General features: G+C 42.4%; 9 protein-coding genes. 7 read left to right on the plus strand and 2 right to left on the minus strand.

Annotated elements, in window-relative coordinates:
* The first annotated feature begins 23 nt into the window (after positions 1 to 23).
* The 3 genes from HUU58_03560 (at position 24) to HUU58_03570 (ending at position 5,375) form a co-directional block, all read left to right on the plus strand.
* Positions 24 to 1,025, plus strand: a complete 1,002-nt coding sequence (locus HUU58_03560) for a DUF4388 domain-containing protein (GenBank protein NUN44734.1) — start codon at positions 24 to 26, stop codon at positions 1,023 to 1,025.
* Between the two features lie 223 nt (positions 1,026 to 1,248).
* A complete protein-coding gene (locus HUU58_03565) occupies positions 1,249 to 3,930 on the plus strand; it encodes a TonB-dependent receptor (protein ID NUN44735.1) in 2,682 nt (893 codons plus the stop codon).
* 104 nt (positions 3,931 to 4,034) lie between these two features.
* Complete coding sequence (locus HUU58_03570; protein NUN44736.1) at positions 4,035 to 5,375, plus strand: hypothetical protein; 1,341 nt, start codon at positions 4,035 to 4,037, stop codon at positions 5,373 to 5,375.
* Positions 5,376 to 5,579: 204 nt separating this feature from the next.
* Here the strand turns inward: HUU58_03570 and HUU58_03575 are convergent, their stop codons facing one another.
* Entirely contained in the window at positions 5,580 to 6,164 is a 585-nt protein-coding gene (locus HUU58_03575; protein ID NUN44737.1) for a hypothetical protein, read from the minus strand.
* 20 nt (positions 6,165 to 6,184) lie between these two features.
* On the minus strand, positions 6,185 to 9,076 hold the full coding sequence (locus HUU58_03580) for a leucine-rich repeat domain-containing protein (GenBank protein ID NUN44738.1): 2,892 nt from the start codon (positions 9,074 to 9,076) through the stop codon (positions 6,185 to 6,187).
* 203 nt (positions 9,077 to 9,279) lie between these two features.
* On the opposite strand from HUU58_03580, the gene HUU58_03585 reads away from it, so the two are divergent.
* The 4 genes from HUU58_03585 to HUU58_03600 all read left to right on the plus strand — a co-directional run bounded on the left by HUU58_03585 (position 9,280) and on the right by HUU58_03600 (position 13,093).
* Positions 9,280 to 9,804, plus strand: coding sequence for a DinB family protein (locus HUU58_03585; protein ID NUN44739.1), 525 nt, complete (start codon positions 9,280 to 9,282; stop codon positions 9,802 to 9,804).
* Positions 9,805 to 9,872: 68 nt separating this feature from the next.
* A complete protein-coding gene (locus HUU58_03590; GenBank protein ID NUN44740.1) occupies positions 9,873 to 10,292 on the plus strand; it encodes a hypothetical protein in 420 nt (139 codons plus the stop codon).
* Positions 10,293 to 10,556: 264 nt separating this feature from the next.
* The gene (htpG, locus tag HUU58_03595; GenBank protein NUN44741.1) at positions 10,557 to 12,419 is read left to right on the plus strand and encodes a molecular chaperone HtpG; all 1,863 of its coding nucleotides are present in this window, start codon (positions 10,557 to 10,559) and stop codon (positions 12,417 to 12,419) included.
* A 386-nt stretch (positions 12,420 to 12,805) separates the two neighbouring features.
* On the plus strand, positions 12,806 to 13,093 hold the full coding sequence (locus HUU58_03600; protein ID NUN44742.1) for a GIY-YIG nuclease family protein: 288 nt from the start codon (positions 12,806 to 12,808) through the stop codon (positions 13,091 to 13,093).
* Positions 13,094 to 13,409: the final 316 nt, after the last annotated feature.

The raw sequence follows: 13,409 nt of genomic DNA on the forward strand, positions 1-13,409 counted from the left end.
TTTTTCGAAAAGACAAATCTCCTATGGCTGTTGCCGACTTAAACAGGAAAACTATACTCCAAGGCGATATCGCACAATCCGGCATGACGAGCATACTTTCGCTCATCAAGTTATCGCAAAAATCCGGCACGCTACGTCTCAGGGACGGCGAAAAAAACGCCTCGATCCGGATCGAAAAAAACTATTTCATCGAAGCCTCCGCACCGGAAGAAATCCTGCTAGGGGAATTTCTTGTGCGCGAAGGTTATCTGACCGAACAAGATTTAGCTAAAACCCTGCCGTTACAAAAGCGCATGCACATCCCGTTGGGCCAATTGCTCCAAGGTATGGGATATTTTGGATTGGACGCAAATGCGTTGACCCGGATACTCAATCGGTATTTACGAGAAGTGATTTTTAGAATTATGAAATGGAATAGAGGCACATTCACTGTGGAAGAAACCGTAAAAAAAGATTTCCCTGTGCGAGAAGAAATCCCGGTGCGCCTTAACATGGATTTTGTTTTATTGGATACCACCCAACGGCTGGATGAATGGAAACGACTTGCCAGCGGTGTTACGTCGTTGCAATCGGCACTAAAAATCAACCGCCGGGCCATCCCTGAAAATGCATCGCTTACATTAAACGCCGATCAACTCACCGTGCTATCGTATGTCAACGGGCGGCGAACGCTTGTGCGCATTCTGGAAAAAATCGGCCACAACGAAATGTTCTACCTTTCCGTAATAGACGATCTTCTCAAACGCCGCATACTGATCGAACGCCAGGCCGAAGCGATGCGCGTTATCATACCGGGACGCATCAAAGCTGATGCTGTAAATCGAAACCGCCAGTTTCCTGGCAAATTTGCGGCTAACCTTTTATATAAAGAAATCGACGGCAAAAAGAACCTTCTTGAGTTAGCCGATAGTCTTCATTTCGAACTCCCGGATCTATGGGAAAATATTTCCCTGCTGCTCAAAAACGAGGCCGTCGAAATCATCGAAGGCCGCCGAGAGTTTCACAATCTAAGCGAAGAGATGTAAAACTAACAATACTTACTACAGAATACTTTAGTCCGGTATTATTAAATTTGTGTTACCAAATCATTACACTCCAGGTTTTTAATACTCTTGCCAACTTCGTGATAACATTTCGCTAATTTTTAAGCTCAAACAATAACACTTCGATAATTCTCTCCTAATACACTTCCTTTATCTTTCGGCGATTTCGAAAAGCATTTAACCTAACCATCGTTAAGGAAGTCGTATGAAAAACCGTTTACCGCGTTTTCCTCTTTATCTTGCCGCTGTTTTATTTTTTGTCATTCCGACATTTTTGCAGGCGCAAGTGGTCGGCAAAATCACCGGAACTATCGTTGACGCATCCAATGGTGATCCGCTGATTGGCGCAAACGTATTTGTGCTTGGCACAAAACTGGGCGGCATCACCGATCTCGACGGTAATTTTATCATCGGTAAAATTCCCGTCGGTACATACAGTATTGAAATTTCATGCCTCTCCTACAAAAAGAAAACTGTCCATAATCTTACCGTCAATGACGGCCTTGCTTCTACGCTCAAAATTTCGCTGGAACCGGAGGCATTGGAAGGAGAAGAAGTTGTCGTCGAAGCCGAAGTGCTCAAAACTCAGGAATCGGGTCTTTTGCTGGCACAGAAAAAATCTTCCAAAGTGATGGACGGCGTCAGTTCCGAACAAATCGCCAAAACGTCGGACGGCAATGCCGGTGCGGCGCTCAAACGTGTTACCGGCGTGACGATCGTCGGCGATAAAGACGTCTATGTTCGCGGCCTCGGAAACCGCTATAGCAATGTCCAGCTCAATGGCTCCGTACTGCCGTCCACCAATCCCAATCAGAAAGAAACACCCCTTAATATTTTTTCATCCAACGTGATAGACAATATCATCGTTCAAAAAACCTACACGCCGGATCAACCGGGCGAATTTTCCGGCGGTTCGGTGCAAATCGAAACCAAAGACTTTCCGGAATCCCGTACGATCAAAATCGGCGTATCCAGCATGTTCAACAGCAATAGCCTCGGCAATGACTATCTGAACTACAACGGCGGTGGATCGGATTTTCTGGGATTTGATGACGGCACGCGAAAACTCCCTACGGCCGCAAAACAAGGTCGTATCGGTACATCCCAAGGTGTTACGGCCATCCGCCAGTTTCAAAATTCCTGGTCACCGCGTTCTTCACGTGTCGCGCCGGGTCAAAGCTACAGTATATCGTATGGCGATCAAGTGGCCGTCGGATCGCGCGCACTCGGATTTATCGCCGCGATCAACTACAGCTATCAAAATCAGGTGCGCAACGAAGTACTGCGCAATCTTCAGCAAGCGCAATCCCTCGCTTCCGACTATGATGCCTCCCGAGGCATGACCAGCACTCTGCTCAGCGGTATGCTCAATGTATCCTACAAAATAAATCCGACATCCAAAGTCAGCCTGCGCAATCTGTACACCAACGTGTCCGATAATACAGCAAGCCGTGTCGAAGGATATTACTACAATTCAGGCGGTGATTACCGGCAAACCCAATTACGCTTTTCACAACGATCCATCTTCGCTTCCAATCTCCAATACGATACCTACATCAAAGAATGGATGGATTCCAAAATCCTGATCGAAGCGACCATGGCCGCCGCCAATGCTTACGAACCCGATACGCGCAATACGCACTACGCATATAATAGCACACTCAATCAATACGAGATCGTATTGGATCAACGCACCAATACCCACTTCTTCTCCGACCAAAAAGACCGCGACTATAATGTCAAACTCAATTGGGATTTGAAACTTCTGCCGACATTACGACTAAAAACCGGCGGTTTGTTCTACGATAAGCAGCGTGATTTCGAAGCCCGCCGATTTGCTATAGCCGGCGATCCGCAGTCCGTATATCCCGCTGAACTCAAAACGACCAACCCGGAAGAAGCATTGAATCCGGATTTGTTTTCCAACGGCGGGTTAATTTTCTTTGAAACAACGCGTAACACGGACTCTTATAAAGGCGATCAAAATATCTTTGCCGGTTATCTCTCGGCAGACCTCACGCTCGGAAACCGTTGGAATCTTATCGCCGGTGCCCGTGCCGAACATTCCATTCAGCGCATTGATAAAAACGAAGTGCTCAACACGGCGGACATTCTTCCCGCGATAAACTTGACTTTCAAAGTAAGTGATCGTGCCAACCTCCGCGCCGCTTTCTCGACTACGCTCGCCCGTCCGGAGTTTCGCGAACTATCCAACTTCTTCTATTCGGACTTTGTCGGAGCGCGTACCGTGTACGGTAATCCCGATTTGAAACGAACCAAAATCCAGAACTACGATCTGCGGTGGGAAACGTATCCTGGAATCGGCGAATATTTTGCAGTGAGCGGTTTTTATAAACACTTTACGAATCCGATCGAAATTTTTCACCGCCTCAGCACCAATCCGGAAGTGTATTACGGTAATATCGCTGAAGCCGATCTGTGGGGCATAGAGCTCGAAGCACGTAAAGCACTGACCGAAGCGTTACGCGTAACCGCCAACCTCGCTCTAATGACGTCTTCTGTCAATTACGGGAAAGCTGTTTTTTCGCAAGCCAACCGCAACCGCCCTATGTATGGCCAGTCCCCGTATACGATAAACCTCAATGGTTTTTATGTACTCCGTTCAGCGACAGAGTTCAGCCTGGCCTATAACCGGTTCGGCAAACGCCTGAGTTCCGTAGGCAATGTTAGTCAGGGCGAAGATGAATACGAAATGCCGTTTGATAAATTGGATTTCACGGCCACCCAAAAATTTGGAAAATGGACTTATAAACTGTCTATGCAAAACTTACTCAACGACCGTGTCATCAATCGTCAGGGCGATACCATTACACGCAAGTACGCACCCGGCATCACCTATAGCGTAGGCGCATCTTACGACTTTTGATCGCTTATGATGCAAAGGTAATATTCGCATAATTCCGACATAACATGCTCATTTTAGATTGTGCTATACCAAAATAACTACATAACAAGCGTAAGGAGTTTTTCATGAAAAGAAGTTTGCTTTTGTTGCTACTCATCGGTTCGATCCAACTGATTTCATGCGGTGACGATGACAAAAAGGATACACCGGCCGAAGTGCCCACGGCGTACGCCTCGCTGCCCGGTACATTGATCGCCGAAGATGAAACCTGGAGCGGTACAAAAACTCTGACAGGTGCCTATTATATATTGCCCGGTGTAACACTGACCGTCGAACCCGGCACAGTGATTCAGTTTACTTACCACAACAACAATCCGGACAGTGTCGGCGCTATTTTTGCACTCAAAGCCGATCCGACCAATTTTTCCAGCCCGCGTGCAAGCGCACGTCTTGAAGCCGTAGGAACGGCCGCCAATCCGATTGTTTTTACTTCTGCCAGAACGACCAAAACGGCCGGCGACTGGGGCGGTATCGTGCTGATCGGTGAAGCGCCGAACAATATTCCTGGCGGTATCGGTGATGTCGAAGGTGTTTCGTCGGAAATCCAATACGGCGGAACCAATGCGACCGATAACAGCGGCACGCTCAAGTATGTACGTATCGAATACTGTGGATTCGGATTGATCACGGATTCCGAGCTCAACGGATTGAGCTTATATTCGTGCGGTAGCGGTACGACGTTGGAACACGTACAAGTCTATAAATGTACAGACGATGGTTTTGAATTCTTTGGCGGCAGTGTCAATGCGAAATATTTAATTTCTGCTTACAATGATGACGACAGCTTTGATCACGATCAGGGTTGGAACGGTAAAGGCCAATTTTGGCTTGGCGTACAAACGACCGGTGCGGACAATGGCTTTGAATCCGACGGTCGCCATACTCTTGGTTCCGGAAACCCGACCAAACCGACGATCTACAACGTAACGCTCTACGGACTTGGAACCGGCAAAGATGCGTCGGATGCAAATCGCGGAATGCGTTTACGTGAAGACTTTGAAGGTACGCTCAAAAATTTCTTAGTAACCAATTTCGCCGGTGTCGCATGGCGCCTTGATAACTCAAGCAGCGACTCGACCTCGCGTAACTATGACAAAGGCCTTCTCACGATCACCAATGCCGTCGTATATAATAACGACCGCGACGTGACGGTTGCCGGAAACTACGGCGGATTCAACAGCCTCAACGATTCGACCCGCTTTTTCGCCGCAGCCAATGTTACCGAAGCTAATCCGAACTTCACCAATGTCGGCTCCAAAGATTTCTCCGTGCTAGCCGGTTCACCGTGCCTCAGCAATGCGGCCACGCCACCGAGTGATGGATTCTTTGATGTGAGCGCGACCTACCGCGGTGCGATGGGTTCCACCAATTGGGCCACAGGTAGCTGGGTGCGCTGGTCGGACTAAAAACGATGATTTGAAAATCCTTCTCCATGGTTAGGTTGGAGATACATGCAGTCCCGCGTTTGTTCTTACAGGCGCGGGATTTTTATTGTGAATAAATATCACCTTTTTTATGATGACATTCTCAAGGCGGGTATTTATCTTTTCAAACCCAAGTCATAGCATCAGGAGACACGGTTATGAATTGATCAAACTAAAAGTCATTGATTATAAGGATTTTAACCTTTGAATTTCCTTGGCCAACTCAGATTTTTCCCAGTCTGAGTTTACTGAAACTACAGGAAAAGCAGCATTAACAATCTTTACTTCATTCAAACTTTGTTGGAACAATCCTAATAGAAAAAAATTCTCTGCCTTTAAAATATGCAAATCAACATGCGTTAGAGAAAGAGTATTTGATTTGGTAAACACCCAAAATGTATCTATCGCAAGCGCATCAGAGGCCTTAATACTAGAGTACGCATAATCTTTTTTTGCATTAAGGGCATAAGCCCATCCTGCAAACAAATCTGCATTGACGAGTGATTTAGTTGAAGCAATTTGAAAGTATTGAATTGAAAGATTGAGGCAATCGGTTTTCATATATGACCAACATACGCCTATATACGCATCTATTCTTTCCGGCGATTTCTCAATTGCATCATTAAACTCCTTAATCGCACGAGAATATTTATTTTTAGAAAAATAAACCCATCCTTGATTCGTTAAATCATCATAACTGTTTTCAGAATTGCGTGTATTGCAAGCAAGAAATGAAACTACTAATATAAGAAAAAACAAAAAACACTTCAATTGTTCTCACCCTCCTATTTTTATTTAATATACATCATTTTTTTCGCTTGAATGAAACCTTCAGATTCAAGTTTATATATATATATTCCAGATGCCATGAATTTTCCTAACGCGTTCTGACCATTCCATGAAACAGTATATTTACCAGGCTCATGTATCTTCGACACAAGCGTGGTTATTTCTTGACCTAAAATATTATATATCTTTATTGATATGAAACTTTTGCTTGGTACATCATAAGCGATAAATGTCGAAGGATTAAAGGGGTTGGGGTAATTTTGTCTCAAAAAAAAAGTCGATGGTACTTCTGAACCAAGATTTTCTTTATACCCCACCTTAAACTTACCTAGTTTTGAAATATTTGCTATCAAAGCATCGTTTGACTTGCTTAATTGACTGGGAATCTGTACCCAACCACCAGGGGTTTCTTGAAAAATAGCCAATTTTGTTTTTTCTGATAGTTGTTCGGGTTCTAGTAAAATTTCTATTTCTGATGGCTTTTGAAACTTGAATTCTGTGGGCCCATACTCATATACTACTTCTTCTCCATTTTTCTGATAGTTCTGCGACAAAAAGTAATTGTCATCGAAAAACGGCGTTTTGATTATAAGATTTGATTTACTGTTCAATGATTTAATAGTTTTAAATTCTCCTTTCTTAACTAAGGTGACCCCATAAGTTACAACCTGAGCTGTATCACCTCCTGACGGAGTAAGGGTTTTCACAAAAAAATTCACCTGCCCAGGCTCACTAAATTTTCCAGAACCTCTAAATATATTTTGTGAGTTATTTACTGGAGTAGAAACAATGGATGATGTATCATTTTGACCCGTCAACCACATCCGAACGATAGGATTTATCGCCAATTTTGATTCTGCTATAACTGCAATATCAAAGTGTTTTGTTAATACAGGATTCTGATATACAACAATCGTTGCTTTTGCTGCGATCGCATAAAACGCAGCTGTTGCTTCATTTGAAAAAGCACTTTGATTTCCGAATGTATCTACTGCACTCACATTAAACGTGTATTGAGTTCCCTTTGATAATTTAGTGTAGTTTCTGACAGTATCCGTACTTGATATTGACGAATCAATTTGACCAAATAGATTTTCTAAAGTTGAACTATATATCCGATACTTTTTAAAATCTCCTTCTCTACTTACATTCCATTTCAGCAAAATAAAACCATCTCCAGAAGTTGCCTTTAAGTCACTAGGAGGAAGCGGTGGAGTGCTATCAAACGGGAGGGACTCGACGCTAGTAGAAAAATAGCTAGCATTGTTTGCAGAATCCACAGAAGTAACATAAAATCGATAATTTCTGCCCGGCACTAAATTATAAATTGTTTTGGTAATAGTATAAAAAGAGCTTTGCTGAACGCTGTCAATTTGAACAGGCGATGTAAATCCGTTGCCTGTATAGATTCGATACTTTAGCACATCGTTTTCTAAGTTCGTTTTCCATGAAAGCAGCACCTTTGAATCTCCAGCACTAGCCGTCAGTTCAACAGGAGCAGACGGAGGCGTAATATCGAAATTCACTATCGCGAATTCTCCAAAATTTTTAAGTCCACTAACCATAATATAAGGAGTCCACAAATATGTTATTAACACTCCATCATTCGATAAAACATCTTTCCAAGGACTTTGTGAGTTTTCACGCATAATTACACGCAACCCATTAAAGCTTTCTATACCCGGTAAACCGCTTAAGTCGAAAAGCATGTTATATTGACCATTAAAGTCCGAATTGATAACACTCCAGTATTTTGAACTTATCAAATTAATTGTTCCGGGAGGAAGTGAACCAACTATATTTGGAAACGAATCTACTTTAAACGTAAAAGCTGATTTTGTACTTTTGTTTTCCGTAACAACGATAGAGACACCGATTGAATCTAGAACTATTGCACCAGTTTTGTATGAAGGTAATTCGTTATTCGAAAAATCGGTTACTTTGATTGCTACTTGCGTTCCATCACCAATAGAAAAAGCCGCATTCAGGTTAGCTGTTATTATTAATGGCAACGGGTTTCCATAGCATCTAGCTTCAATTACAGCAGGATTGTTTGATAAGTCTAATAAGCCTATTTGGTTACGATTTATATTTATTGTTTCTAGATTAGGGCATTGCGATAAATCCAAATCTGAAAGTTGATTGTCATCGCATTCAATGTATCGAAGATTTAATGCAGAGTCTAAAGTCAACGACTTCAATTGACCTTGTGAACAAAACAAAAACTCTAATAATGGATTTGAATTAATTACAAGTGTATCAATTCGAGTCCTATAACATTTTACAGTGTTTAAACTTCTGTTGTTTGATATTGAAAGTCTCGAAATAGGAGTATCAGCACAATTCAAGTGAGTCAACATCAAATTTGAAGATATGTCAATTTCAGAAATAGGGGTTTCAGAAATATAAAGATACCGTAAAGCGCTATTTTGTTTTACATACAAATTTTGTAGCCCATTACTAAAACAAAAAAGCTCTTCCAAAAGGGGTTTATCCGAAAGATCAAGACTTGATATTTGGTTGCTGTTACACCACAAATATTTTAGTTTTGTTAAACCCGTTAAATTAATTGAAGTGATTCCATTGTAACCACAATGCACATATTCTAAAGAAGTGTTTGAAGATAAATCTAAGTTTGTGAGATAATTCGAACTACAATTAATACTATCTAACGACGTAAAAGCCTCAATTCCGCTTAGATCAAAAATACCTTGTCCCGATACATCTAAATGTTTAATCAATAAGACTGCTTCAGGGTTTATAATCAAATTATTAACATCAAAGTTAACTTCGTATTTGTTTTGAAGAACAGACCTAAATTGAGGATCATTAACAGTTATCTGAGCGATAGAAAGTTTGCAGAAAAGACAAAACAACAAACATAAACATTTCATCTCAATTTCCCTTTTGATATAAAAAACACCAACGATGTTTTAAATATATATTCTCAATAATTTTTAATCAACATATTTGAATTGCAACTTCATTATTAACTATTCAAAATAGTATGATGAGTTTATCACCTTTTTTATGATGACATTCTCAAGACGGGTATTTATCTTTTCAAACCCAAGTCACAGCATCAGGAGACACGGTAATGAATTTTTCTCTGACTCAATCCATCGAAATCCTCGAACGTACCCCGATGATTCTGACAGCGTGGCTTGACGGATTATCACCGGAATGGACTTCGTCCAATGAGGGCCCCGATACATGGTCAGCTTACGACATCGTCGGGCACCTGATTCACGGAGAAAAAACCGACTGGATCACACGTGCAGAAATCATTTTATCCGATTTACCTGATAAAACATTCAAACCATTTGACCGTTTTGCACAATTTGAAGACAGCAAAGATAAAACCCTTCGGCAACTGTTAACCGCATTCACCGAGCTGCGCGCGAAAAATATTAAAAAACTCCAATCGCTGAATATTTCAGAACAAGATATGAACCGCACCGGTCTTCATCCCGCGTTTGGCACGGTCACCTTGGTGCAGCTCCTTTCGACGTGGGCGGTGCACGATCTCGATCACATCAGTCAGATCGCGCGCGTTTTGGCCAAGCGCTACAAAGACGATACCGGGCCGTGGGTTGCCTATCTCAAAATCTTGCGGCAATAATCACCCGATAATGAACAGCATATTTAATGTACGTTTTTAAATAATCGTTTTATTCGGAGGAAAAACCCATGAACGTCATCATTCGAAATGTTTTTGCTGTGATTGTCGGAGCGATCGTCGGCAGTATTGTCAATATGAGTATCATTATGATTGGCGGCCAATTGATTCCTCCGCCTGCGGGTGCCGATGCGACGACGATGGAAGGACTCAAAGCATCTATGCATTTGTTTGAACCGCGGCACTTTCTTATGCCGTTTTTAGCGCATGCACTGGGAACGCTGGCCGGTGCCGCCGTAGCCGCTTTGATAGCGGCCAATCATAAGATGAAGTTTGCCTTGAGTATCGGATTTGTTTTTTTACTGGGCGGCCTGATCAGCGTATTTAGTCTCCCTTCTCCGGTATGGTTTACCATCTTGGATTTGGCTGGCGCCTATTTACCGATGGCTTATCTCGGCGGCCGATGGATGTCAAAAAATCAAAATATTTGATCTTCGCAGGATCCGTTGAAATATTTCTTCTCAGACAAGATCAAATCGTTTAATAGGATACGATAACCTTTCAAAGTAACCGGGGTGTGAAGCAACACATTCCTAGCGGTTATGCTTTCTCTTTTTTCTACGGATTTATGTCCTTTCAAAACGAAATAAAACCTTAACCGGATGAGAATCCTCCTTATTTGATTTTTTCCCTTCCATTTTCTATTTTCCCCCGCTAAAAATTATTTTTTCAAACATTTTATGAGGTGAATTTTTATGTCTTCGCAGACACTCGAATTTAAAACGGAGGTTAAAGAATTACTTCATTTGATGATTCACTCCTTGTACTCGCACAAGGAAATATTTCTCCGTGAACTTATTTCAAATGCTTCCGATGCGATTGATAAAGTGCGCTACCTTTCCCTCACCGACAGCCAAATATCAGGTGGTGATGCCGATTGGAAAATCAAACTCAAAATTGACAAAGAAGCCGGCACACTGACCATTTCCGATAACGGTATCGGTATGACCGAAGAAGAAATAATCCGGTCTCTCGGCACGATCGCACATTCCGGCACGCGCGACTTCATCCAACGCCTTACGGAAAAACAGGTCAAAGATAACCCTGAATTGATCGGCCAATTTGGTGTCGGTTTTTATTCTTCATTTATGGTCGCTGATCGTGTGGTCGTCATTTCACGCAAAGCCGGAGAACCGCAGGATAAAGCTATTCGATGGGAATCCAAAGCGGATGGTGTGTTTACGGTGGAATCGTTTGAAAAAGCAACCCGCGGCACGGACGTGATTCTTTTTATGAACGAAGAGGGCAAAAAGTACCTGGAAGAGTGGGAAATACGCAGTGTCGTTCGTAAATATTCCGACTACATCGAACATCCGATTTGTATGGATGTCGAAAAAGATAAAAAAATTGAAGAAGAAACGCTCAATTCGCGTAAAGCCATTTGGCTCAAAGATAAAAGCGAAATCACCACGGAAGAATACAACGATTTTTACAAACACGTCTCGCATGATTTCGGTGAACCGCTGAAAACCATCCATTTTCGCGCCGAGGGTACATCGGAATTTTCAGCGCTGCTTTTTATTCCCAAAAAAGCGCCGTTTGATCTGTTTTATAAAGAATTCAAAATCGGTCCGATGCTGTATGTCAAACGCGTTCAGATCATGGATCATTGCGAACAGGCCATTCCTACGTATCTTCGTTTTGTCAAAGGCGTTGTCGAGTCATCGGATCTGCCGCTCAATGTCTCGCGTGAAATTCTGCAAGCCAACAAACAAATGGAAGTCATCAAGAAAAACATTGCCAAAAAAATTCTCGATGCCCTTTCCGATATGAAAACGCACGAGTTTGAAAAGTATGTGGAGTTTTACAACGAATTTAATCGTGCTCTCAAAGAGGGACTGTATTCCGATCATCAGCGCAAAGAATCCTTACGCGATCTCATGCTGTTCGAATCCACACGCACCGAAAAGGGTAAATATACCTCGCTCAAAACTTACGTGGATGGAATGAAATCCGATCAGGAATTTATCTACTACATGACCGGCGCTTCGCGTGAAGAGCTCGAACGCTCACCGTATTTGGAAGCGGTCAAAGATAAGGATTACGAAGTGCTCTTTTTGACCGATGAGATTGACGAATTTATCGTATCCGAACTCGAATACGGCGGTAAAAAACTCAAATCTTTGACCAAAGGCGACATCGAACTCGACAAGGATAAAAAAGAATCCAAAAAAGAAGCCGAAAAGAAATACGGTAAACTGATTGACCTGCTCAAAGATCAGTTGAAGGAAGAGATCAAAGATGTACGGGTTTCGGCACGACTCAAAGATTCAGCTTGCTGCCTTGTTGCCGACGAAGACGGCATGGACCAAAACATGGAACGAATCATGAAAGCCCTGGGTCAAAATGTTCCGTCCGGCAAACGTACGCTCGAAATCAATCCGGACCATCCTCTGATCGGGAAAATGCAGATGATGTTTGATACCGATAAAGATCAACCGTTGCTCAAAGACTATACGGCGATGTTGTATGATCAGGCGCTCGTACTGGAAGGCAGTAAACCCAAAGATCCGGTGCTTTTTGCCAAGCGTATCGCTGAAATAATGGTAAAAGCATAAAAAAGATTTGCAAAACAAAAATAGATCGGTTATAATTCTGCGCTATGAAAAAGAACAACAACATATGTTATTACCGTTTAAATGGGCTTACCCTTCGTCGTCATACACGTATGGATCAAGCCAATCTGATATATTGGAGCGCATGAGCCGATTTTAATTTTTTGAATATTTTTTCTAACCCCGGCTCCGTGAACAGCCGGGGTTTTTTATTATTAATGAGTAGGTTCTTGTTTCCCTTCGACTGGCGTTCGATCAAGCTTATGGCGTGACTCACACTGAGTTCTCAAGGCATGCGCGGGAACGACAATTCAGAATTTTGTGTTGTGTAGTGTCTCACCCGCGAACGCGGGTGTCCACAAGATAAGAATTGAACGAATTTTTTAAAAATGAAAATTTTCTACGTTTATATTCTCGCCAGCAAACGTAACGGCACGCTCTATACAGGGGTGACGAATAACCTAATACGACGCATTTATGAACATAAAAACGAAATTGTTCCCGGATTTACTTCACGGTATAAGGTTCATACGCTTGTGTATTTCGAACAATTTAATGACATACGCGAAGCCATTATCCGTGAAAAACGAATCAAAAAATGGCGAAGAGCATGGAAGATCGAATTAATTGAAAAAATGAACCCGACGTGGGAGGACTTATATCATGACGTTATATGATGGGTTCCCACTTTCGTGGGAACGACTGATTAGTGACCTGCGTATTGTCGTCCCACCCGAGCCCTTCCCGCGAAAGCGGGAAGGGTGTACACAAAAAGGAACAAGGGAATTCTCATCAATGCATCGCCCTCAACATCGGCTTCCCGCTGCCTAACCCCAACAATTTTTAATTTTTATAAAACGCTTGATTTTTCTCTCATTATTGAAACAATTAAGTAGCAACTTACGTAAAGGTCTTTTACTTTTCCATTATGGCCCCTTTTTTTGGTTCTTTTCTTATCTATTTAGATATATAACCTTATGGCCGGTGTTATTT

It is taken from the genome of bacterium (assembly GCA_013360215.1).
GTDB lineage: Bacteria > CLD3 > CLD3 > SB21 > SB21 > JABWCP01.

Excerpts from the sequence above, each read along its gene's own strand:
- HUU58_03560 (NUN44734.1), top strand. The coding sequence starts at position 24 with ATGGCTGTTGCCGACTTAAACAGGAAAACTATACTCCAAGGCGATATC.
- HUU58_03565 (NUN44735.1), top strand. The coding sequence starts at position 1,249 with ATGAAAAACCGTTTACCGCGTTTTCCTCTTTATCTTGCCGCTGTTTTA.
- HUU58_03570 (NUN44736.1), top strand. The coding sequence starts at position 4,035 with ATGAAAAGAAGTTTGCTTTTGTTGCTACTCATCGGTTCGATCCAACTG.
- HUU58_03580 (NUN44738.1), bottom strand. The coding sequence starts at position 9,076 with ATGAAATGTTTATGTTTGTTGTTTTGTCTTTTCTGCAAACTTTCTATC.
- HUU58_03585 (NUN44739.1), top strand. The coding sequence starts at position 9,280 with ATGAATTTTTCTCTGACTCAATCCATCGAAATCCTCGAACGTACCCCG.
- HUU58_03590 (NUN44740.1), top strand. The coding sequence starts at position 9,873 with ATGAACGTCATCATTCGAAATGTTTTTGCTGTGATTGTCGGAGCGATC.
- htpG (NUN44741.1), top strand. The coding sequence starts at position 10,557 with ATGTCTTCGCAGACACTCGAATTTAAAACGGAGGTTAAAGAATTACTT.
- HUU58_03600 (NUN44742.1), top strand. The coding sequence starts at position 12,806 with ATGAAAATTTTCTACGTTTATATTCTCGCCAGCAAACGTAACGGCACG.